This is a genomic window from Maritimibacter sp. HL-12 (genome assembly GCF_900177545.1).
GTDB lineage: Bacteria > Pseudomonadota > Alphaproteobacteria > Rhodobacterales > Rhodobacteraceae > Sinisalibacter.
Genome location: NZ_FXBQ01000001.1, coordinates 2,839,498 through 2,861,404, shown reverse-complemented (window position 1 = coordinate 2,861,404; position 21,907 = coordinate 2,839,498). Strand labels below are relative to the sequence as shown.

General features: G+C 67.3%; 16 protein-coding genes. 4 read left to right on the top strand and 12 right to left on the bottom strand.

Annotated elements, in window-relative coordinates; all coding sequences use genetic code 11:
• Window positions 1–57 precede the first annotated feature (57 nt).
• The 11 genes from B9Y97_RS14160 to B9Y97_RS14110 all read right to left on the bottom strand — a co-directional run bounded on the left by B9Y97_RS14160 (window position 58) and on the right by B9Y97_RS14110 (window position 12,747).
• Window positions 58–981, bottom strand: coding sequence for a DMT family transporter (locus tag B9Y97_RS14160; RefSeq protein ID WP_085527350.1), 924 nt, complete (start codon window positions 979–981; stop codon window positions 58–60).
• Window positions 982–1,206: 225 nt separating this feature from the next.
• On the bottom strand, window positions 1,207–2,607 hold the full coding sequence (gene murD, locus B9Y97_RS14155) for a UDP-N-acetylmuramoyl-L-alanine--D-glutamate ligase (RefSeq protein ID WP_085527349.1): 1,401 nt from the start codon (window positions 2,605–2,607) through the stop codon (window positions 1,207–1,209).
• 131 nt (window positions 2,608–2,738) lie between these two features.
• Complete coding sequence (mraY, locus tag B9Y97_RS14150; RefSeq protein ID WP_085527348.1) at window positions 2,739–3,827, bottom strand: phospho-N-acetylmuramoyl-pentapeptide-transferase; 1,089 nt, start codon at window positions 3,825–3,827, stop codon at window positions 2,739–2,741.
• A gap of 17 nt (window positions 3,828–3,844) precedes the next feature.
• A complete protein-coding gene (gene murF / locus B9Y97_RS14145; RefSeq protein ID WP_085527347.1) occupies window positions 3,845–5,284 on the bottom strand; it encodes a UDP-N-acetylmuramoyl-tripeptide--D-alanyl-D-alanine ligase in 1,440 nt (479 codons plus the stop codon).
• Window positions 5,281–6,774, bottom strand: a complete 1,494-nt coding sequence (locus B9Y97_RS14140; protein ID WP_085527346.1) for a UDP-N-acetylmuramoyl-L-alanyl-D-glutamate--2,6-diaminopimelate ligase — start codon at window positions 6,772–6,774, stop codon at window positions 5,281–5,283. Before B9Y97_RS14140 ends, murF begins: the two co-directional genes overlap by 4 nt.
• A gap of 13 nt (window positions 6,775–6,787) precedes the next feature.
• The gene (locus B9Y97_RS14135; protein ID WP_085527345.1) at window positions 6,788–8,572 is read right to left on the bottom strand and encodes a peptidoglycan D,D-transpeptidase FtsI family protein; all 1,785 of its coding nucleotides are present in this window, start codon (window positions 8,570–8,572) and stop codon (window positions 6,788–6,790) included.
• The gene (locus tag B9Y97_RS14130) at window positions 8,569–8,916 is read right to left on the bottom strand and encodes a cell division protein FtsL (RefSeq protein ID WP_176224420.1); all 348 of its coding nucleotides are present in this window, start codon (window positions 8,914–8,916) and stop codon (window positions 8,569–8,571) included. The genes B9Y97_RS14135 and B9Y97_RS14130 overlap by 4 nt, the downstream gene beginning before the upstream one ends.
• Window positions 8,916–9,926, bottom strand: a complete 1,011-nt coding sequence (gene rsmH / locus B9Y97_RS14125) for a 16S rRNA (cytosine(1402)-N(4))-methyltransferase RsmH (protein WP_085527343.1) — start codon at window positions 9,924–9,926, stop codon at window positions 8,916–8,918. Before rsmH ends, B9Y97_RS14130 begins: the two co-directional genes overlap by 1 nt.
• Window positions 9,926–10,432, bottom strand: a complete 507-nt coding sequence (gene mraZ, locus B9Y97_RS14120; RefSeq protein WP_139828320.1) for a division/cell wall cluster transcriptional repressor MraZ — start codon at window positions 10,430–10,432, stop codon at window positions 9,926–9,928. Before mraZ ends, rsmH begins: the two co-directional genes overlap by 1 nt.
• A gap of 613 nt (window positions 10,433–11,045) precedes the next feature.
• Window positions 11,046–11,504, bottom strand: coding sequence for a VOC family protein (locus B9Y97_RS14115; RefSeq protein WP_085527341.1), 459 nt, complete (start codon window positions 11,502–11,504; stop codon window positions 11,046–11,048).
• 139 nt (window positions 11,505–11,643) lie between these two features.
• Window positions 11,644–12,747, bottom strand: a complete 1,104-nt coding sequence (locus B9Y97_RS14110; protein WP_085527340.1) for an Mrp/NBP35 family ATP-binding protein — start codon at window positions 12,745–12,747, stop codon at window positions 11,644–11,646.
• A gap of 269 nt (window positions 12,748–13,016) precedes the next feature.
• On the opposite strand from B9Y97_RS14110, the gene B9Y97_RS14105 reads away from it, so the two are divergent.
• From B9Y97_RS14105 to B9Y97_RS18175, 3 genes are all read left to right on the top strand, one after another.
• A complete protein-coding gene (locus B9Y97_RS14105) occupies window positions 13,017–13,235 on the top strand; it encodes a DUF1127 domain-containing protein (RefSeq protein WP_085527339.1) in 219 nt (72 codons plus the stop codon).
• Window positions 13,236–13,639: 404 nt separating this feature from the next.
• On the top strand, window positions 13,640–14,407 hold the full coding sequence (locus tag B9Y97_RS14100; protein WP_085527338.1) for a maleate cis-trans isomerase family protein: 768 nt from the start codon (window positions 13,640–13,642) through the stop codon (window positions 14,405–14,407).
• 8 nt (window positions 14,408–14,415) lie between these two features.
• A complete protein-coding gene (locus B9Y97_RS18175; protein ID WP_085527337.1) occupies window positions 14,416–15,486 on the top strand; it encodes a RidA family protein in 1,071 nt (356 codons plus the stop codon).
• Between the two features lie 25 nt (window positions 15,487–15,511).
• Here B9Y97_RS18175 and B9Y97_RS14090 read toward each other — a convergent pair whose 3' ends face one another.
• A complete protein-coding gene (locus B9Y97_RS14090; RefSeq protein WP_254900927.1) occupies window positions 15,512–18,097 on the bottom strand; it encodes an ATP-dependent helicase in 2,586 nt (861 codons plus the stop codon).
• Window positions 18,098–18,343: 246 nt separating this feature from the next.
• Here B9Y97_RS14090 and B9Y97_RS14085 point away from each other — a divergent pair, with 246 nt between their 5' ends.
• Window positions 18,344–21,787 carry a pyruvate carboxylase gene (locus B9Y97_RS14085; protein WP_085527336.1) on the top strand — a complete coding sequence of 1,148 codons (3,444 nt, stop codon included), beginning with the start codon at window positions 18,344–18,346 and terminating at the stop codon, window positions 21,785–21,787.
• Window positions 21,788–21,907: the final 120 nt, after the last annotated feature.

Sequence of the window (21,907 nt, the reverse complement as noted above, 5' to 3'; positions counted from 1 at the left end):
CCCGATCACGCCAGAGCTTCCTCCCGTCATCCCGGCAGAAATGCCGGGCGGCCCGGATCACCCCTGCGGCGTCATCACCTTGCGGGGGCGGTCGCGGTTCAGCCCGAGCTGGCGTTCGCGCCAGATGATCAGGATGCCGGCGATCACGATCAGCGCGGCCCCCGCCAGCGTCGCCCGTGCCGGGATTTCGGCGAAGATCACGTAGCCGATGACGATGGCAAACAGCATCGAGGCGTAGTCGAAGGGGGCCACCACCGAGGCATGGGCGAAGCGGTAGGCCGAGGTCAGCAGGCCCTGCCCGATCCCGCCCATCAGCCCGGCCGCGATGAGCAGGAGCGCATCGCGCCCGCTCGGCAGCACCCAGCCGAAGGGCAGAGTGAGAAAGGAGAGCAGCATCGAGGTGACGGTGAAGTAGAACACCACCGTCGCCGCGCGCTCGTTCGCCACCATCTTGCGAATGAAGATCTGCGCCAGCGCCGCGAAGGTGGCGCCCATCAGCACCAGCACCGCTCCAAGCGCCTGCCGCGCGCCGAAGTCGCCCTCTTCGCCGGCGGTGAGCTGCGGTGCGAGCACCACCATCACCCCGGCCATGCCGAGCGCGACGGCGAACAGCCGGAAGGCGCGCACCTGCTCGCCGAGGAACATCGCGGCGAAGATCACCGTCAGGATCGGCGCGGCGTAGGACAGCGCGGTGACCTCCGGAAGCGGCAGGAGTGCCAGGCCCGCGAAGCCGAGGCCCATGGCGCTGGTGCCGATCACCCCGCGCCAGAAGTGGCTCATCGGATCCGCGGTCTTCCACCCGACCCGAAGCTGGCCCTGCCACGCGAGCCAGGCAAGGATCACCGGAAAGGCGAAGAAAGAGCGGAAAAACACCACCTCGCCCGCGGGCACGCGGCCCTCGGTGCCCTTGATCAGCGCCTGCATCACCACGAAGGCGACGACGGCCCCGACTTTCAGAAGAATGCCGAGCATGGGGTTCATGATGGCTTCAGATCACGCGCCGCGCGGGCTGGCAAGGGGGTGCGCGCCCGGCGCTCCCGCGCCGCCACCCGGACCCCCGCGCAGGCCCCCCGGACCGGCCACCCTCGCCGCGCAGGCCGCGCAAGCGCGAAATCCGCCGCGGATTTCGCATCGGAAAACCTCGCGTTTTCCGTGGCGTTTTCCGCCGCGGAAAACGCCCTCGCCCCCTCCCCGGCACCCGACGCCTCAGCCGAGCCGCGCGCGCACCTGCCGGGTGAAATCCTCGCCGCGGGCCTCGAAATCGGCGTATTGATCGAAGCTGGCGGCGGCCGGGGCGAGCAGCACGGTGTCGCCCGCCTGCGCCTCTTCAGCGGCGCGGGCGACGGCACGCTCCATGGTCTCGCAGATCTCGTGCGGCGTGTCGCCCAGTTGCAGCGCGAAGTCGCGCGCCGAATGGCCGATCAGGTAGGCCTTGACGACGCGCGAGAGATGCGGCGCGAGGGCGGCGATGCCGCCGTCCTTGCCCAGCCCCCCGGCGATCCAGCGGATCCGCTCGAAAGCCTGCAGCGCGGCCGCCGCGCTGTCGGTGTTGGTGGCCTTGGAATCGTTCACGAAGGCCACGCCGCCCGCCTCGCCGATGAATTGCGAGCGGTGCGGCAACCCCTCGAAAGAGGCCAGTGCGGCCTCGATCTGGCGCGGCGCAAGGCCAAGCGCGCGGGTCACGGCGTAGGCGGCGCAGGCGTTCTGGTGGTTGTGGCTGCCGGGCAGGCCCTTGATCGCGCGCAGGTCGATCGCCGCCACCTGTCGGCCCTTGCGGTATTCCGAGAGAAACCCCTTGCGGGCAAATACCTGCCAGCCCGGCCCGCCGAGCTTGCGCGTGACCGAAACCCGGATCACCCGGTCGTCGCCCGGCCCCTCGCTCATCTGGCCCGCGAGATAGCGGCCCTCGGGCTCGTCGACGCCCACCACCGCGCGGTCGGGTCCGCCCTCGGCGAAGAGCCGACGCTTGGCAGCGAAATAGCCCCCCATGCCGCCGTGGCGGTCGAGGTGGTCAGGCGAAAGGTTGGTGAACACCGCGATATCTGGGGTGAGGGCGCGGGCAAGATCGGTCTGGTAGCTCGACAATTCGAGCACCGCCACCTCGCCGTCGCGCGCCGGGTCGAGATCGAGCACGCCGCGGCCGATGTTGCCGGCAAGCTGGGCCGGGCGGCCGCACGCGGTCAGGATGTGGTGGATCAGTGCCGAGGTTGTGGATTTGCCGTTCGAGCCAGTGACCGCGACAACCTTGGGCGCGGTGTCGAACTGGTCCCAATCGGGCGTTGCGAAGGACCGGAAGAACAGCCCGATATCGTTGTCGACCGGAACCCCCGCCTCGAAGGCGCTGGCGATATGGCGGTTCGGCTCGGGGTAGAGATGCGGGATGCCCGGCGAGGTGATCAACGCCGCGATGTCGTCGAAGGCCTGTGTCCGGCCAAGATCGTGCAGGATCAGCCCCTCGGCCTCGGCCCGCGCCCGCGCCTCCGGGCTGTCGTCCCAGCACAGCGCCCGCGCGCCGCCCGCCAGAAGCGCACGCGCGGTGGCGAGGCCGGAGCGGCCAAGGCCGAGCACGGCGACGTTTTTTCCTTCAAAGCCACGCACCGGGATCATGGCGCACCTCCTGTTTCGCCGTGTGGTAGCCGGTCGCGCCGGGCTTGGGAAGGCCCCGGCGGCGCAGCGGTCTTCACGAGCGTGAGGGAGGCGCCTTTGCGTCGCGCAGTCCGCGGCGGGTGTCGCCCCCGTCACCGCACCTTCAACGTCGCCAGCCCGATCAGCGCCAGCACAAGCGCGATGATCCAGAACCGGATCACGATCTGCGGCTCGGCCCAGCCGCGTTTTTCGAAGTGGTGGTGGATCGGGGCCATCAGGAACACCCGCTTGCCGGTGCGCTTGAAGTAGAGCACCTGGATGATCACCGAGAGCGCCTCGACCACGAAGAGCCCGCCGACGATGGCAAGCACGATCTCGTGCTTCATCACCACCGCGATGGCCCCGAGCGCGCCGCCGAGCGCGAGCGAGCCGGTATCGCCCATGAACACCGCTGCCGGCGGGGCATTGTACCACAGGAACCCGAGCCCTCCACCGATCAGCCCGGCGGCGAAGACCAGCAATTCGCCGGTGCCGGGCACGTAGTGGACATCGAGATACTCGGTGAAATCGACCCGGCCCACGGCATAGGCGATGATCCCGAGGGTGGCGGCGGCGATCATCACTGGCATGATCGCGAGCCCGTCGAGCCCGTCGGTGAGGTTGACGGCATTGGCGGCGCCGACGATCACGATCATCCCGAACGGCAGGAAAAACCAGCCAAGGTTGATCAGCGTATCCTTGAACACCGGCAGCGCGAGACGAAAGCTCAGATCGTCGGGGTGGATCGACGAGGCCCACCACACCGCGCCGATCGCGATCAGGCCTTCCAGCACCAGCCGGGTGCGCCCCGAAAGGCCGCCGTAATTGTTGTTCGCCGCGATCTTGCGGTAATCGTCGGCAAAGCCGATCAGGCCGAAGCTCAGCGTCACCCCGAGCACGATCCAGACGAAGGGATTGTCGAGCCGGGCCCAGAGCAGGGTCGAGAGGGTGAGCGCGCCGAGAATCAGCACGCCACCCATCGTCGGCGTGCCCGCCTTGGTTTCGATATGGCCCTCGGGGCCGTCAATCCGGATCGGCTGGCCGTTTTTCTGACGGTTGCGCAGCAGGTTGATCAGCGGCCGACCAAAAATGAAACCGAAGATCAGCGCGGTAAAAAAGGCGGCACCGGCGCGGAAGGTGATGTAGCGAAACAGGTTGAACATGCCGCCGCCGTCGGACAACTCAGTCAGAAAATACATCATCTGGTGCGTTCCTCGCGTCAGTCCACGGCCGGATGGCCCAGTTTTCGCACCGCGTCAACCACGAGGGAGACGCGAGAGCCTTTCGATCCCTTGACCAGCAATACATCGCCCGCGTCGATCAGCTTGCGGACGCGGGCAGCGAGGTCTTCGGCGGTTTCGCACCAGGTGCCCTGTCGGCCTGCTGGCAGGCGTTCCCAGAGCGCGCGCATCCGTGGGCCAACGCAATGCACCACGTCGGCGGCGGCGAGCGCGGGCAGATCGGCAAGCCCCTCGTGCAGCGCCGTTTCGGTGGCACCAAGCTCCAGCATGTCACCCAGAACGGCGATCCGGCGGCCCTTGGAAACCCGGCCCTGCCGGTCGGTGGGGTGGCTTGCGGCGAGCACTTCGAGGGCGGCGGCCATCGAGGTGGGATTTGCGTTGAACGCATCGTCGATCAGGCCGAGGGCGAGGCCCTCCACCGGGTCGAGCAGGATGGTTTCGCGGGTGCCGCGCCCCGGCGGCGGCTGCCACAACCCGAGCGCGCGGGCGGCCAGCGTCACATCGGCCCCGAGCGCCCCGGCGACGCCAAGCACCCCCAGCGCGGTGGCGGCGAAATGCCGGCCCGGGGTCGCGAGCCGGAAGATCTGCACCTCGTCGCCGATCACGGCCCGCGCGACGGTCGCCTCGTCGTGCAGATCGACCGACAGGAGCCGCAGGCTGTTGTCGGCGTTTTCGCCAAAGCTCACGCTGGTCGCCCCGGCCCGGGTGGCGGCGGCGCGCAGGATCGGCGCGGTGTCGATATCGCCGTTGAGCACCGCCAGACCGCCGGGCTCCAGCCCGTCGCAGATCGACGCCTTCTCGGCCGCGATGCCTTCGAGGCTTTCAAAGGCTTCGAGATGAGCCGCGGCAACGGTCGTGATCATCGCCACGTGCGGCTTGGCGAGGCGAGCGAGCGGGGCGATCTCGCCGGGGCGGTTCATGCCGATCTCGATCACCGCGAAATCGGTCTCGCGCGGCATCCGCGCCAGCGTCAGCGGCACACCCCAGTGATTGTTGTAACTGGCTTCGGCGGCGTGAACGCGACCCTGGCCTTCGAGCGCGGCGCGCAGCATTTCCTTGGCAGAGGTCTTGCCCACCGAGCCGGTGATCGCCGCCACCCGGGCGCGGCTGCGCCGCCGGGCGGTGCGCGCGAGCCCCACCAGCCCCGCGAGCACGTCCTTGACCAGAAGCAGCGGCGCGTCGCGCGGCACGTTCTCGGGAATATGGGTCACCATCGCCGCGGCCGCGCCCTTCTCCAGCGCCGCGGCGACGAAATCGTGCCCGTCGCGCCCGGCCGTCAGCGCCACGAAGAGATCGCCGGGGGCGAGGGTGCGGCTGTCGATCGAAACGCCGCTGGCCGCCCAGTCGCCGAGCGCGAATCCCCGGCTGGCGCGGGCGGCGGCGGCCGCGGTCCAGAGCGGCTTGGCGGCAGGGCTCATGCCAGCCGTCCTTCCAGCGCGGCCACGGCCACGCTCGCCTGTTCGGCATCGTCGAAGGGCAGCACGTCGTCGCCGATCACCTGGCCGGTTTCGTGGCCCTTGCCCGCGATCAGCAGCGCGTCGCCCGGCTCCAGCAGGTCGACCCCGCGCAGGATCGCTTCGGCCCGGTCGGCCACTTCGTAGGCATCGGGGCAGCCTTCCAGCACCATCGCGCGGATCGCGGCGGGGTCTTCCGAGCGCGGGTTGTCATCGGTCACGATGGCGACGTCGGCGTGCTGCGCGGCGGCTTCGCCCATCGCCTTGCGCTTCGAGGTGTCGCGGTCGCCGCCCGCGCCGAACACCACCACCAGCCGGCCCATCACATGCGGGCGCATCGCCTGCAGCGCGGTGGCGATCGCGTCCGGGGTATGGGCGTAATCGACGAACACCGCCGCGCCGTTGTCGCGCTTGGCGGCAAGCTGCATTCGGCCGCGCACCGTGGCAAGGCTTTCAAGGCAGTCGAACACCGCCTCCGGCTCGGCCCCGGCGGCGATGCACAGCCCCGCCGCGAGCATCACGTTGTCGGCCTGGAACCCGCCGAGCAGGTTGAGCCGGACCATGTGCGGCCTGTGGCGCCAGTGGAAGCGCAGTTCCTGCCCGGTCGCGCCGAAACGGTGGTTGGTGATGTGCAGATCGCAGTCCTTGCCATGGCCGACCCGGAGCACGCCCTGGCCGCGTGCCTCGGCGCGCTTGACCAGGTCGCGGCCCCGGTCGTCGTCGGTGTTGATCACCGCCACGCCATCCTCGGACAGAACCCGGGTGAACAGCCCGGCCTTGGCCTCGAAATACTCATCAAGGCTGGCGTGGTAATCGAGGTGGTCCTGGCTGAGGTTGGTGAAGCCGGCGGCGGCGAGGTGCACCCCGTCGAGCCGGGCCTGGGCGAGCCCGTGCGAGGAGGCTTCCATCGCCGCGTGGGTGATGCCGTGCTCGGCCATGTCGGCGAGCAGTTCGTGCAGGGTGATCGGCTCGGGCGTGGTGTGGTTGGCCGGGGCCGAATAGGCACCCTCAACGCCGGTGGTGCCGATATTGGCGGCCTCGAAGCCGAGAAGCTGCCAGATCTGGCGGGTGAAACTGGCCACCGAGGTCTTGCCGTTGGTGCCGGTCACCGCCACCATCACCCTTGGCTGGCGGCGATAGAACAGGGCTGCCGCGCAGGCCAACGCGGCGCGCGGGTCTTCGGCTACCACCAGCGCCACGTCGGGGTGATCGAACAGGATGTCATGGGCCAGCGCGGCCCCCTCGGGGTCGGTCAGCACCGCCGCCGCCCCCATGCGCAAGGCATACTGGATGAATTCCGCGCCATGCACCCGTGTGCCCGGCAAGGCGGCGAAGATGTGGCCGGGGCGGGTCTTGCGGCTGTCGACCGAGAGGCCGGTGATTCCGACATCATGTCCGCCCTTCGCCGTGAGACCGAGGGCCGACAGGGTGGTCACGGGTTCGGGTTTGGTCATGAGATGCCCTCGATCAGTTCGAGGTGAGTGTTACACCCGTTGGGGCAAGGGGTTCAATCTCGGGCTTGAGGCCGAGCAGCGGGGCCACCCGCCGGATGATTTCCGCCGCGACCGGCACCGCTGTCCAGCCCGCGGTGCGGCGCGGCTCTTTGCCGGAGGTTTCCACCGGCTCGTCAAGCGTGACGACCAGAATATAGCGCGGATCATGCGCGGGGAAGACGCTGGCGAAGGTGGCAATCACCTTGTCCTCGTAATAGCCGCCGCCGCTTGCCTTTGGCTTGTCGGCGGTGCCGGTCTTGCCGCCGACCGCGTAGCCCGGCACATCGCCGAAGGAGGCGGTGCCGCGGGTGACCACCTCGCGCAGCATCTGGCGCGCGATGGCGGAGGTTTCCTCCGAGACCACGCGCGCGCCCCTCTGCACCGGCGCGTCACGCACCAGCGTCGGCGCAACCCTGGTGCCGCCGTTCAGCAGCGAGGCATAGGCGGTGGCAAGGTGCAGCGGCGAGGCCGAGAGCCCGTGGCCATAGGAGATCGTCATCGTCGAGATCTCCGACCAGTTCGGGGGCAGGAGCGGCTTGGCCCCCGGCGCCTCGATCAGTTCGATCGCGGTCGGCTCGGTGAAGCCGAGGCTCGCGAGGAAGGCGCGCTGGCGTTCCGCGCCGATTTCCATGGCGATCCGCGCGGTGCCGATGTTGGAGCTTTTCACGATCACGTCGGTGGCCGTGAGTTCGCTGCCGTAATTGCGAAAATCGTTGATCCTGAACTTGCCCCAGGAGAGCGGCCCGCGGGTGTCGATCATCGTCGCGGGGGTCACCTGCCCGATCTCCAGCGCCTGGGCCATCGTGAAGATCTTGAAGGTGGAGCCGAGCTCGTAAACCCCCTGCACCGCGCGGTTGAACAGCGGGCTGTCAGAGGCATCGCCCTCGGTGAGCGGACGGGGCCGATCGTTGGGATCAAAATCCGGCAGCGAGGCGAGAGAGAGGATCTCGCCGGTGCGCGCCTCCATCAGCACCGCGGTGGCCCCCTTGGCGTTCATCATCACCATGCCGCCTTCCAACACGCGCTCGACGGCGGCCTGCACGGTGAGGTCGAGGGTCAGGCGCAGCGGCTCGCCGGCCCTGGCGGGATCGCGCAGACGCTCCTCGAAGGCCTTTTCGATCCCGGCCACGCCGATCACCTCGGCCGCATCCACGCCCTCGCGCCCGAAGCTCGCGCCGCCGAGAACATGGGCGGCAATCGCCCCGTTGGGATAGAGCCGCATCTCGCGCGGGCCGAACAGCAACCCCGGCTCGCCGATGTCGAACACCGCCTGCTTTTGCTCGGGACTGATTTTCTTCTTGATCCACAGGAACTTGCGATCCCCGGTGAACCAGCCGAGCAGCCGCTCCTCGTCGAGATCGGGGAAGATGCGCGCAAGCTCGCGGGCCGCGCGTTCCGGCTCCACCATCATCGGCGGCTGGGCGTAGAGCGCGTGGGTGACGAGGTTGGTGGCGAGCAGACGGCCACGGCGATCGACGATATCGGCCCGGGCAGCGGCGATCTGGGCACCGGCGGTCTGGGCGCGCGGCTCGGCCGGTTCAGAGGCGGCAATCGCCCCCATCCGCACGCCGACCACGAGAAAGGCGCACAGAAACAGCCCCGCCAGCACCACCAGCCGTCCCTCGGCACGCAGCCGGGCGCGGTCGCGGATGTCTTCGTGGCGCTTGCGCAGGTTCTCGCGCTCGATCCGGTCGGGGTTTTCGCCCTTGGCGCGGGCATCGAGCACACGGGCAAGGGGGCGCAGGGGAATGCGGGTCATGGATGCATCTCCCCGGTGACGTCGATTGCCCCGGTGACTGGCAGGAGCGGCAACTCCTCGGACGGGTAGGCGATCTGCTCGACCCGGCCGAATTGCTCGGGGGCCAGCGGCAAAAGGCCGAGACGGTCGAAGTTCAACTCGGCGAGGTCGAGCAGACGATCGGGCCGGTTGAGATAGGCCCATTCGGCACGAAGTACGGTGAGTTCCTCGCGCATCTGGCCTATCTCGCGTTGCAGCTTGCCCACTTCGCTCAGCGCGCGCTGGGTCTTGTAGTTCTCGACATAGGCCCAGTAGCCCAGCCCGATCACGGCGAGGGTGGAGAGCACATAGAGCAGGCTGCGCATCATCGGCGATCATCTCCGAACACGGGGGCGGGCAGCCCCAGCTTCATCCGGTCCACCGCCGCGCTTGGTGCCGAGGTGCGGGTGGCGACGCGCAGCCGGGCGCTGCGCGAGCGGGGGTTTTCCGACAGCTCGGCCTCGTCGGGGCCGATGGCCTTTTTGGGCGTGAGCGTGAAGCGCGGCACTTCGGCCTCGACCACGGGGGCATGGCGCGAGCCGCCGCCGCCGCTGGAGGCGGCAAGGTGCAGGTAGCGTTTCACCACCCTGTCCTCGAGCGAATGGAAGGTGACGACCGCGAGCCGCCCCCCCGGTCTCAGGGCGCGTTCGGCGGCCTCGAGCCCGGCGGCAAGCTGGCCGAACTCGTCGTTCACCGCGATGCGAATGGCCTGGAAGCTGCGGGTGGCCGGATGGCTCTGGCCCGGCTTGGGGCGCGGCAACTGGCGCTCGATCACCTCGACGAGTTGGCCCGTCGTCTCGAACGGCGCTTCCTCGCGGCGGCGCAGGATGGCGCGCGCGATCCGGCGCGCCTGACGTTCCTCGCCGTAGTGGTAGAGGATATCGGCCAGCGCCTCGCCGGAGGCGGTGTTGACGAGATCGGCGGCGCTCGGGCCCGACTGGCTCATCCGCATGTCGAGCGGGCCGTCGCGCAGGAAGGAAAACCCGCGCTCGGGCTGGTCGAGCTGCATCGAGGAGACGCCGAGATCGAGCACCACGCCATCGACCGGCGCGCCGGCGATGCTGTCGAGATCGGAGAAGGTGCCTTGCACCAGCCGCAGCCGGTCGCCGTAATCGTCCGCCCAGGCCTCGGCCATGTCAAAGACCGCCGGATCGCGGTCGATCCCGATCACCCGGTCGGCCCCGGCCTCGATCAGCCCGCGCGCGTAGCCGCCCGCGCCGAAGGTGCCATCGACCCAGACCCCCGCGACGGGTGCCACGGCGGCGAGAAGCGGGCGCAGCAGAACCGGGGTGTGGGGTTTGGACACAGGGGCGGTGTCGCGCGTGGTCGCAGCCATCACGCGCCCCCGTCGTCATCCGGCAGGAGCGTGAGCGGGTCGAAGTCGTCTGGCTTGTCTTCGAGCCAGGATTCCTCGCGCTTGCGCTCGATTTCTTCGTAGGTGCCGGGGTTCCAGATCTGGAAGGTGTCGCCGGTGGCGATGAAATAGGCTTCGCCGTCGATGGCGATTTTCTGGCGCAGCTTGGCGGGCAGCACGATCCGGCCGGTTTCGTCGACGCTGGTGGGGATCGACTGGCCGTTGAACAGCTTCTCCAGCATCCGCCGCTCCATCGAGCCGCGCTGCATCCTGGCGATCTTGCGGTCGACCTCGTCGATCGCTTCCATCGTGTAACATTCAAGGAACTTGCGGCGATGATCGCCGTAGACGATCACGAGGTTGGGGTTGAGGCCATCGGTCCAGTCCGGGTCGCCGGCTTCGAGCACACGGCGAAACGGGGCCGGGATCGAAACCCTGCCCTTCCCGTCCACCTTGTGGACACCTTCGCCTCTGAATACCCGTGCCACTGTGCGCGGCTCCCGCTTGTCCCTTTTCTCGCATCCGCCAGATACGAAAACGGCGGATCGAACTGCTGCCACTGTTCGATCCGCCGCCCTCGTCCCATCTCTGGGCTCGTCCGATCACGCTCGCCACCTGGGGGGATGTCTGCTCGCGAGTGCGCCGGATCTCTTTCTTCCGATGAAGCGGGGTGCCTGTATGAAACCTGACTTGGGAGATGTTTCGGGGTCTTGCCGCCCCTCTGTTCCCATCCTCATCGTGGTTATAGGGATCGCATGGGATTTCATGGTAATCAACACCTTTTTTTGGAATCCAAGCACTACATGTTGTTCCAGTTCGGCCTGCCATCCAAGATATTGCGGATCAAAGGGAGAACAAAATCCAATTTATAGCGGAAAGTATTCAAGCGGGCACAATATATAGGGCGACAGTTTGAAGAATATTTTTTCCCGTGAATTCCCGGAATGTATCCCCCAAGGCACCGCCAAGCGCGGCCAGACCCGATTTCTGCACCGGAATCCGCGCGAATCCCGGAATCGATTCGCTCTGATCGGCTGATTCCGGGCTTGCGGCGAGAATGCCGCGACCGAGGGACCATGAATTCCCGTGACTGGTGCGCAATCAGCCGCGATAGGCGGCTTCGAGGGTGGCGATGTCGATTTTCGACATCGACAGCATCGCTTCGGTGGCGCGCGCGGCGCCGGCCGGGTCGGGTCCGCCCACCGTTGCCATCAGTGCGCGCGGCACCACCTGCCAACTCACCCCGAAACGGTCGGTGCACCATGCACAGCGGCTTTCGGCACCGCCGTTCGCGATCAGCGCCTCCCAGAGCCGGTCGGTTTCGGCCTGGTCTTCGGTGGCGACGATGATCGAAACCGCCGGACTGTGCCGGTGGGCCGGGCCGCCGTTCAGAGCCTGGTAGGGCACGCCCGCGAGGTTGAAATTCACGATCAGCGGTTTGCCGTCCGGGGTTGCCCCGACGGTGCTCTCGATTTCCGACCCCGGGATCAGCGACACGTAGAACCGCGCCGCATCTTCCGCGGTGCCGTCATACCAGAGACAGGTTCTGACTTTCGACATGGCATGACCTTTCGCTTTGCGTAAAGCATGCACCCGGACCCCGCCACCCGGTCAACTCAAGAAAACGAGAAAGGCAGGGTGCCGCGCACCCTGCCCTTCCCCGGTCCGTTTCGATGAGTTCTGCCGCCCGGCGCGGCGCTCAGACGAGCCCGCGTTCGACCAGATTGCGCGCCAGCGCCCGGTAGGCCTCGGCCACCGGGCCCTCGCCCAGCGCGATCGGCAGGCCGGCATCGCCCGCGACCCGGACTTCGCGGGCCAGCGGGATCGCCGCGAGCAGCGGCAGCTTCATCCGATCTGCCTCGGCCTGCACCCCGCCTTCGCCGAAGACGTGATCCTCGTTGCCGCAATTCGGGCAGACATACATCGCCATGTTCTCGATCAGCCCGAGCACCGGGACACGCACCTTCTGGAACATGTCGATCGCCTTGTGCGCGTCGATCAGCGCCACATCCTGCGGGGTGGAAACCACCAGCGCGCCGGTCATCTTCACTTTCTGCGACAGCGTGATCTGCACGTCGCCGGTGCCCGGCGGCAGGTCGATCAGCAGCACGTCGAGTTCGCCCCAGTTCACCGAGAACAGGAATTGCTGGATCGTGCCGGTGATCAGCGGCCCGCGCCAGACCACCGCCTGGTCGGGATCGACGAATAGCCCGATCGACACCAGCTTGACGCCATGCGCCACCACCGGGTCCATGATCTTGCCGTCATCCGACTTCGGGCGGTCTTTCGTGCCCATCATGAGTTGTTGCGAGGGGCCGAGCACGTCGGCGTCGATCAGGCCGACCTTCAGGCCCTGCGCGGCCAGCGCCACGGCGAGGTTTGAGGTGACGGTGGATTTGCCGACGCCGCCCTTGCCCGAGGCGATTGCCACCACGCGCTTGACGCCGACAATCTCCTTCGGGCCGTCCTGCGGCTGCGGGTGCTGGCCGATCTTGAGTTGCGGCGGCTCGCCCGTGGGCGCGGGCTTGCTCGCGGCACCGCCCTTCGCAGCGGCATCATGCGCCGTCAGGATCACGGTGACCTTCGCCACCCCGTCGATCGCCGTAACCGCGGCCTCGGCGGCCTGCCGCACGGGTTCGAGCTTGCCGGCAAGGTCGGCGCTCGGGGCCTCGATCAGAAAACTGACCTTGCCATCCGTCGCCACCATCAGCGCGCGGATCATGTCGCGCGAGACGAGATCGCCCCCACCGGGCACCGCCACTTGGGCCAGCGTTTCGAGAATCTGTTCACGTGTCGGGGCCATGCGCGTCTCCCTCTCCCTCATATTCAGGTGCCACTACATGAGTGTTTTCGTCGGATACGCAAGGGGCGTTTGCATATTGCCTGATTCAGAGGCGGTTTTCGCCAGCTATGCACAAGACGCAACCCCGGTTTGAAATAGGTCAGCATGACTTATGCGCTTTCTGCATAGCGGCAATTCCGAACTGTCCATTGTGCGAGTGCAGCATGTGCGCCATCTTTTGACCAACAGGAAAGACCAAGACGACGGTCAAGCCAGAAAGAGAGAAGACAATGGCATACGCAACCGAAATCCGCACGGTCCACCTCGGCCTCCGCGACCGGGTGAGCGCCATCATGAAATCCTTCGCCGAAGCCCGCGAGCAGCGCAAGGTCTACATCCGCACGCTCAACGAACTGAACGCGCTCAACAACCGCGATCTTGCCGACCTCGGCATCTCGGCTTCGGAAATCCCGTACATCGCCCGCCAGGCGGCCTACGGAGCGAAATAAGAATTACGGCCGCTCCACCTCCTCCCGGAGCGGCCCGACCCGAGACGATGCGCCTCCTCCCTAGCATCGCCGACGGTCACCATTCGGGCGCGTCTTCCTCCTCCCTGAGGCGCTCGTGACCTGCCGGCGGCACCCGCTCCTCCTCCCTGGGTGCCGCCGTGCGGGGTCGAACCAGAGATCGGGCGTCCGCCTCCTCCCTTGGGCGCCCCTTCCCGGACGGTCCTTTCCTCCTCCCTGGGCCGGATGGGTTACCATAGGGGCCTTTGCCGGCCCCGACTGACCGCAAGGGTTTCTTCCTCCTCCCTGAGGCCTTTTGCGAGATTAACGGCGGCGCCTTCCTCCTCCCTGGCGTCGCCGTTTTTTTTTGGCCTTGCCACCCCGCGCCAGACGGAGAAACTCGCGTCATGGCAAAAGACATCGAGATCGACCGGGTCGCGCCCGGTTTTCGCGAAACCATCAGCCCGCGCGCGGCGCTGGGGTTCATCGCGCTTGCCACCGACCGCACCACCTTGCGCGACTTTCTCGATTTCACCGCCGGGGCCGAGGGCGTCGATACCCACCCGACGCGGATCGCCTTCAGCGATACCGTCTCGCCCGAAACGCTGATCGAAATGGCCGACGGGCTCGAAGCGAGCGCGCGCCTCCTGGTTCCGGGCCAGCCGCTTGGCTCGATCAGCTACGCCTGCACCTCGGGCACCATCGCCATCGGCGAGGCGCGGGTGGCCGCCGAGATCGGCAAAGCCAGGCCCGGCGTGCCGGTGATTACCCCGATCGGCGCCGCGCGCGCGGCGCTCGACCGCTTCGGCGCCCGTCGCATCTCGCTGCTGATGCCCTACATGATGGAGACGGCACGGATGGTGGCCGGGGTCTTCGCCGATGCCGGCTACGAGCTTGACCGGGTCGCAACCTTCGATCTTGCGGGCGACCCGGAGATGAACCGGATGTCGCCCGAGGCGATCATCGCCGCCGCCCGCGAGGTCTGCGCCGACGAGAGCGAGGCGTTGTTCATCTCCTGCACCGGGATGCGCACCCGCCCGGTGATCGCGGCGCTGGAGGCGGCGCTCGGCAGGCCGGTGCTCACCTCGAACCAGGTGATGGCCTGGGGGGCCCTGCGCGCCGCCGGGATCGACGACCGCCTGCCCGGGCAGGGCCGATTGTTCACGGACCACTAGGAGAGACGATGCCACGCCAACACATTCCCTACGGCTCCGGCTGGGCGATGCCCTTCCCGGCCCCCTACCCGGCCCTCGTGCGCGATGGCGACCGGGCCTGGAGTTCCGGCATGTTGCCAGTCGATGGCGCGGGCGCGTTGCAGCATCCCGGCGACGTGGCGGCGCAGGCCCGGTTGATCGCGGGGCGGATCGCGCCGCTGCTTGCCGAGGCCGGGCTCGGACCCGACAGCGTCAGCCGCCTCGTGCTCTATTGCGCCAGCCCGGATGCCCGCGACGAAACCGAGGTGGAGGCCGCCTTTCTCGACGCCCTCGCCTCGCCTGCGCTGATCGAGTTCGTGCCGATCCCGCATTTCTACTACGACGGCCTGCTGCTTTCGGTCGATCTGCATTGCGCACCCGCCGAAGCGGTGCTTGAGAATCCCCTGCCGGGCGGCGGCCGGGCCCGGCTGATGCGCGAACCCGGCTCCCTGGTGCTCAACCTGTCGGCCCCGGTCGCCAGCATCGGTCCGGTGCTCGGCGGGCTTCTCACTCTGCACCGGCTCTCGCCCGACCGGCTGATGTCGGGCTGGGGGATCGCGCCCGAGCCAATGCTCTCGGCGGTGCCCGGACAGATTGCGCCGCGCCTGCCGGGGTTTTTCTCCGGTGCCTTGATGCCCTGTTACCGGCGCGACGATCACGCCCACCTCTACCTGACCTTCGCCTCCGACGAGATCGCGCTGGACGAGCGCCGCGAAGGCGGTGTGCGGCTGCACCTGGCGCGTGCCCACGACCTCGCGGTGCTCGACGCGCGCTTTCTTGGCGGTGCCGCCGTGGGAATCACCGACCAGACCCGTGCAGTGATGAACGGGATCGCGGCGGTGCTCGCCGAACATGGCCTCGGCTTCGGCGACGTGGTCAAATCGACCACCTTCTACGCCGGCAGCACCTCGGCCGAAGACCTGCACGGCAACATGACGGTGCGCAACGGCTACTACGACGCGCCCGGCCCCGCCTCGACCGGCGTGCCGATCGCGCGGATGGCCGACCCCGGCTCGAAGGTGCGCATCGAACTGGTGTTGCGACCGCGCCCGGCGGGCTGAGCACAGGACGCCAGAGGCGGCCTTCTCAGAACGGCACGTCGTCGCCCGCCCGGTCGGCGGACTGGATGAACCGCGCCACCACCTTCTTGGCACCCGCCTTCTCGAACTCGATGTCGAGCTTGTCGCCCTCGATCCCCATCACATAGCCGTAGCCGAACTTCTGGTGGAACACCCGGTCGCCCTTGCTGAAGGCGGAGACCGCGGTGGCGTCGATCACCAGGTTGCGGGCCTCGTTCGGTGCCTGCATCCCGCGCGCCGCCCCGCGCGCCTGCATCCGCTTCCAGCCCGGTGAATTATAGGCATCCGCGCGGCTCGCCTGCTCCTCCAGCCGCGAAGACATGCCACCGGCAGCGCCGTAGCCGCCGCCATAAAGGCCGGGCGGGGTCAGCACATCGACATGCGCTTCGGGCAATTCGTCGATGAATCGCGACGGAAGCTGGCTTTGCCACTGGCCATAGACCCGCCGGTTGGCGGCAAAGGAAATGGTGCACAATTCCTCGGCGCGGGTGATGCCGACGTAGGCCAGCCGGCGCTCCTCCTCCAGCCCCTTCAGCCCGCTTTCATCCATCGAACGCTGCGAGGGAAACAGCCCGTCCTCCCAGCCGGGCAGGAACACGGCGGGGTATTCCAGCCCCTTGGCGGCGTGCAGGGTCATGATCGTGACCTTTTCCTCCGCCGCCTCGGTTTCGTTGTCCATGATCAGGCTGACGTGTTCGAGAAAGCCTTGCAGGTTCTCGAATTCCTCCAGCGCCTTGACCAGTTCCTTGAGGTTTTCGAGCCGCCCCGGTGCCTCGGGTGTCTTGTCGTTCTGCCACATGCCGGTGTAGCCGCTCTCGTCGAGGATCTGCTCGGCAAGTTCCACGTGGGTATCGGCCTCGGCCTGCACCTGCGCTTGCCAACGGTCGATCTGGCGCACCAGCAGGTCGAGCGCCTTGCCGCCCTTGCCCTTGATCTCGCCGCGCTCGACGGCGGCCCGCGCGCCTTCCACCAATGACACGCCCAATCCCCGCGCGGCGCGGGCGATGGTCTGCACCGCCTTGTCGCCCAGCCCCCGGCGCGGGGTGTTGACGATGCGCTCGAAGGCCAGGTCGTCGTCGGGGCTGACGGCGAGGCGGAAATAGGCCATCGCGTCGCGGATCTCCATGCGCTCGTAGAAGCGCGGCCCCCCGATCACCCGGTAGGGCAGACCGATGGTGAGAAACCGGTCCTCGAAGGCGCGCATCTGGTGGGAAGCGCGCACGAGGATCGCCATGTCGTCGAGGCTCATCGGTGCCATCCCGCGCGAGCCCGCCTGCATCGCCTCGATCTCGTCTCCGATCCAGCGCGCCTCCTCCTCGCCGTCCCAATGGCCGATCAGGCGGACCTTCTCGCCGTCTTCCGCCTCGGTCCAGAGCTCCTTGCCGAGCCGGTCCTCGTTGCCCCGGATCACCCCCGCGGCGGCGGCGAGGATATGCGGCGTGGAGCGGTAATTCTGCTCCAGCCGGATCACCTTCGCGCCGGGAAAATCCTTCTCGAACCTCAGGATGTTGCCCACCTCCGCCCCGCGCCAGCCGTAGATCGACTGGTCGTCGTCGCCGACGCAACAGATGTTCTTGTGGCGGGCGGCCAGCAGGCGCAGCCACAGATACTGCGCCACGTTGGTATCCTGGTATTCGTCGACGAGGATGTAGCGAAACCAGCGCTGGTATTGTTCCAGCACGTCCTCGTGCTCCTGGAAGATGCGCACCACGTGCAACAGGAGATCGCCGAAATCCACCGCGTTGAGCGCGCGCAGGCGGGCCTGAAAGAGAGGATAGAATTTTGCGCCAATCCCATTGTGTTCGATTGATGCAAGTAGTCTCTTGGGATCAGATTTCTGGCCAAGCCATCTTTGAATCACGTGTGCGTATTCATGAAGCGAGTAAGACTGCGCTTCTGATGGCGCTCCGTCGAGAACTTGCCCCAGCGAACCAAGGTCGATCTTTGTGCTGGGTGACCCTCCGTAGTCAAAATTCAGATCCTTCAACATGAAGTATTGAAAATAGATCATTGCACCCAAGCCATTTCGCGTCAGGTCCTTCGCGACGCGATCTGTCGAGTCGGCTTGGTTCTTCCACTTATCCAGGAAGCCTGCCAGCGCACGCGGCGGCAGTTCTTTGACGTCGATCCCCTCGGCGACGATGAGCTGCTTCAAGAGCCGCACCTGGTCGTCGGTGTCGAGGATGGTGAAATTCGATTTCAGCCCGACAAGCTCGGCATGGCGGCGCAACAGCTTCACGCAGATCGCGTGAAAGGTGCCGAGCCAGGGCATGCCCTCGACGCCCTGCCCGAGCAGACGCGCCACCCGCTCCTTCATCTCGCGCGCGGCCTTGTTGGTGAAGGTCACGGCAAGGATCTCGTTGGTGCGCGCCGCCCCGGTGCCCAGCAGATGCGCGATCCGGGTGGTCAGCGCCTTGGTCTTGCCGGTTCCCGCACCGGCGAGCATCAGCACCGGCCCCTCCAGCGCCTCCACCGCCGCGCGCTGCGCCGGGTTGAGATCGTCGAGATAGGGCATCGGGCGCGCCGCCATCGCCATCTGGCTGAGCGAGGGGCGGGGCGCGGAGAGGTCCGAGGGATCGTTTGCATGGCTCATGCGCGCGAAGATAGCGGCGCGAGGCGGGAAGGAAAAGGTGTTCGGTGAATGTTCTTTCGCCACCTTGCGCTTCTTGGGTCCAAAAATACCTCGGGGGGCGCGGGGGGCAGAGCCCCCCGCCCGGATCGGCCCGGGCGCAGCCCGGGGCGAAATCCGGCCCTGCGCGCGCGACACGCGGCGCCCTTGCGCCGCAGCGCAGCATCGCCTACCAATTCACAAACATCCGACGGGCCGGGGGAGAAGACCATGCCGGAATTCCAGAAAATCCTGATTGCCAACCGTGGCGAGATCGCCATCCGCATCATGCGGGCCGCCAACGAGATGGGCAAGAAAACCGTCGCCGTCTATGCCGAGGAAGACAAGCTCGGGTTGCACCGGTTCAAGGCCGACGAGGCTTACCTGATCGGTCAGGGCCTCGGCCCGGTCGCCGCCTATCTTGCGATCGACGAGATCATCCGGGTGGCGAAGGAATGCGGGGCGGACGCGATCCACCCGGGCTACGGGCTGTTGTCGGAAAACCCCGAATTCGTCGATGCCTGCGAGGCCTGCGGCATCGCCTTCATCGGCCCCAGCGCGGCCACGATGCGCAAGCTCGGCGACAAGGCCTCCGCGCGTCGGGTGGCGATCGAGGCCGGCGTGCCGGTGATCCCCGCCACCGAGGTGCTCGGCGACGATATGGAGGCGATCGCACGCGAGGCCGGGGAGATCGGCTACCCGCTGATGCTCAAGGCAAGCTGGGGCGGCGGCGGGCGGGGCATGCGCCCGATCCACGGGCCCGAGGAACTGCCCGAGAAGGTGCTCGAAGGCCGGCGCGAGGCGGAGGCCGCCTTCGGCAACGGCGAGGGCTATCTCGAGAAGATGATCATCCGCGCCCGCCACGTCGAGGTGCAGATCCTCGGCGACACCCAAGGCAACATCTACCATCTGTGGGAGCGCGATTGCTCGGTGCAGCGGCGCAACCAGAAAGTGGTCGAACGTGCGCCCGCGCCTTATCTCTCCGAAGCCCAGCGCGAAGATCTGTGCAACCTTGGACGCAAGATCTGCGAGCATGTGAACTACACCTGCGCCGGCACCGTCGAGTTCCTGATGGACATGGAGACCGGCAATTTCTACTTCATCGAGGTCAACCCCCGGGTGCAGGTGGAACACACCGTCACCGAGGAGGTGACCGGCATCGACATCGTGCGCGCGCAGATCCTGATCGCCGAGGGCAAGAGCCTCACGGAGGCCACCGGCGTGGCCAGCCAGTATGACGTCAAGCTCAACGGTCACGCGCTGCAATGCCGGATCACCACCGAAGACCCGCAGAACAACTTCATCCCCGACTACGGCCGGATCACCGCCTATCGCGGTGCCACCGGCATGGGCATCCGGCTCGATGGCGGCACCGCCTATTCTGGCGCGGTGATCACCCGGTATTACGACTCGATGCTTGAGAAGGTCACCGCCTGGGCACCGACGCCCGAGCAGGCCATCGCCCGGATGGACCGGGCCTTGCGCGAGTTCCGCATTCGCGGCGTGAGCACCAACATCGCCTTTGTCGAAAACCTGCTCAGGCACCCGACCTTCCTCGGCAACGAGTATACCACCCGTTTCATCGACGAGACGCCCGAGCTTTTCGCCTTTCCCGAGCGGCGCGACCGGGCGACGAAACTGCTCACCTATATTGCCGACATCATGGTCAATGGCCATCCCGAGACCGAAGGCCGGCCGCTGCCACATGCCGAGTTGAAGCCGCCGCGCTGCCCCGAGCTGCGCGCCGACACCCCGGCCCCGGGCACCCGGCAGTTGCTCGACGAACAGGGCCCGAAGGCGGTGGCCGACTGGATGAAGGCGCAGAGCCGGGTGCTGCTCACCGACACCACGATGCGCGATGCCCACCAGTCGCTGCTCGCCACACGGATGCGCTCGTTCGACATGCTGCGCATCGCCCGGGCCTATGCCCACAACCTGCCGGAGCTGTTCTCGGTCGAGGCCTGGGGCGGGGCGACCTTCGACGTGGCCTATCGTTTCCTGCAGGAATGCCCCTGGCAGCGGCTGCGCGACATTCGCGAGCGCATGCCCAACATCATGACCCAGATGCTGCTGCGCGCCTCCAACGGCGTGGGCTACACCAATTACCCCGACAACGTGGTGCAGGGCTTCGTGGCGCAGGCCGCGAAATCGGGGGTCGACGTGTTCCGGGTGTTCGACAGCCTCAACTGGGTCGAGAACATGCGCGTGGCGATGGATGCGGTGGTCGAGGCTAACAAGGTCTGCGAAGCCGCGATCTGCTATACCGGCGACATCCTCGATCCCGACCGGGCGAAGTATGACCTCAAGTATTACGTCGGGATGGCCAAGGAGCTGGAGGCCGCGGGCGCCCATGTGCTCGGGATCAAGGACATGGCCGGGCTTCTGAAGCCGCGCGCCGCCAGCGCGCTGATCAGGGCGCTGAAAGAGGAGGTCGATCTGCCGATCCACTTCCACACCCACGACACCTCCGGCATTGCCGCCTCTTCCGTGCTCGCCGCCATCGACGCCGGCGTCGATGCGGTCGATGCCGCGATGGATGCCTTCTCCGGGTCCACCTCGCAGCCCTGCCTCGGCTCGATCGTCGAGGCGCTGGCCCATACCGAGCGCGCCCCGGATCTCGATATCGCCGCGATCCGCGAAATCTCGAACTACTGGGAAGCGGTGCGCGGGCAATACGCCGCCTTCGAGGCCGGGCTGGAAGCGCCCGCGAGCGAGGTCTATCTGCACGAGATGCCGGGCGGCCAGTTCACCAATCTCAAGGCCCAGGCCCGCTCACTGGGGCTGGAGGAACGCTGGCACGAGGTGGCGCAGGCCTATGCCGACGTGAACCGGATGTTCGGCGATATCGTGAAGGTCACCCCGTCGTCGAAGGTGGTGGGCGACATGGCGCTGATGATGGTCAGCCAGGGCCTCAGCCGGGCGCAGGTGGAAGACCCGAAGGTGGACGTGAGCTTTCCCGATTCCGTGGTCGACATGATGCGCGGCAATCTCGGCCAGCCGCCGGGCGGCTTTCCGCCCGCGATCGTCGCCAAGGTGCTCAAGGGCGAAAAACCCGACACCGAGCGCCCCGGCCGGCACCTCCCCCCGGTCGATATCGAGGCCACCCGCAAGGAGGCCGAGGCGAAACTGGGCGTCAAGCTCGACGACGAGGATCTCAACGGCTATTTGATGTATCCCAAGGTGTTTTCCGATTATGTCGAGCGTCACAAGCTCTACGGCCCGGTGCGCACCCTGCCCACGCTCACCTATTTCTACGGCATGGAGCCGGGCGAGGAGATCTCGGTCGAGATCGACCCGGGCAAGACGCTGGAGATCCGTTGCCAGGCGGTGGGCGAGACCAACGAGGAAGGCGAGGTGAAGGTGTTCTTCGAGCTCAACGGCCAGCCCCGCGCGATCCGCGTGACCGACCGGCGGGTGAAAGCGACGAAGGCCGCCCACCCGAAGGCCGATCCGGCCAATCCCGCCCATGTCGGCGCGCCGATGCCCGGCGTGGTGGCCACGGTGACGGCACAGCCGGGGCAGAACCTGCGCAAGGGCGATCTGTTGCTCACCATCGAGGCGATGAAGATGGAAACCGGCATCAGCGCCGAGCGCGATGCGGTGGTGAAGGCGGTGCATGTCGGCGTCGGCAGCCAGATCGACGCGAAAGACCTGCTCGTGGAGTTCGAGGAATAGGGCAGGCGCGACCCGCGGGAAAATTCCGCCCCATGTCCGCCGGTGTGCGATCCGGCGGACGTCATGGGCTCGTGACGCCCCGGGACAACGCTAAAAAGTTCCCCTCCGACGCGTTTTTCC

Excerpts from the sequence above, each read along its gene's own strand:
- B9Y97_RS14160 (WP_085527350.1), bottom strand. The coding sequence starts at position 981 with ATGAACCCCATGCTCGGCATTCTTCTGAAAGTCGGGGCCGTCGTCGCC.
- murD (WP_085527349.1), bottom strand. The coding sequence starts at position 2,607 with ATGATCCCGGTGCGTGGCTTTGAAGGAAAAAACGTCGCCGTGCTCGGC.
- mraY (WP_085527348.1), bottom strand. The coding sequence starts at position 3,827 with ATGATGTATTTTCTGACTGAGTTGTCCGACGGCGGCGGCATGTTCAAC.
- murF (WP_085527347.1), bottom strand. The coding sequence starts at position 5,284 with ATGAGCCCTGCCGCCAAGCCGCTCTGGACCGCGGCCGCCGCCGCCCGC.
- B9Y97_RS14140 (WP_085527346.1), bottom strand. The coding sequence starts at position 6,774 with ATGACCAAACCCGAACCCGTGACCACCCTGTCGGCCCTCGGTCTCACG.
- B9Y97_RS14135 (WP_085527345.1), bottom strand. The coding sequence starts at position 8,572 with ATGACCCGCATTCCCCTGCGCCCCCTTGCCCGTGTGCTCGATGCCCGC.
- B9Y97_RS14130 (WP_176224420.1), bottom strand. The coding sequence starts at position 8,916 with ATGCGCAGCCTGCTCTATGTGCTCTCCACCCTCGCCGTGATCGGGCTG.
- rsmH (WP_085527343.1), bottom strand. The coding sequence starts at position 9,926 with ATGGCTGCGACCACGCGCGACACCGCCCCTGTGTCCAAACCCCACACC.
- B9Y97_RS14115 (WP_085527341.1), bottom strand. The coding sequence starts at position 11,504 with ATGTCGAAAGTCAGAACCTGTCTCTGGTATGACGGCACCGCGGAAGAT.
- B9Y97_RS14110 (WP_085527340.1), bottom strand. The coding sequence starts at position 12,747 with ATGGCCCCGACACGTGAACAGATTCTCGAAACGCTGGCCCAAGTGGCG.
- B9Y97_RS14105 (WP_085527339.1), top strand. The coding sequence starts at position 13,017 with ATGGCATACGCAACCGAAATCCGCACGGTCCACCTCGGCCTCCGCGAC.
- B9Y97_RS14100 (WP_085527338.1), top strand. The coding sequence starts at position 13,640 with ATGGCAAAAGACATCGAGATCGACCGGGTCGCGCCCGGTTTTCGCGAA.
- B9Y97_RS18175 (WP_085527337.1), top strand. The coding sequence starts at position 14,416 with ATGCCACGCCAACACATTCCCTACGGCTCCGGCTGGGCGATGCCCTTC.
- B9Y97_RS14090 (WP_254900927.1), bottom strand. The coding sequence starts at position 18,097 with ATGAGCCATGCAAACGATCCCTCGGACCTCTCCGCGCCCCGCCCCTCG.
- B9Y97_RS14085 (WP_085527336.1), top strand. The coding sequence starts at position 18,344 with ATGCCGGAATTCCAGAAAATCCTGATTGCCAACCGTGGCGAGATCGCC.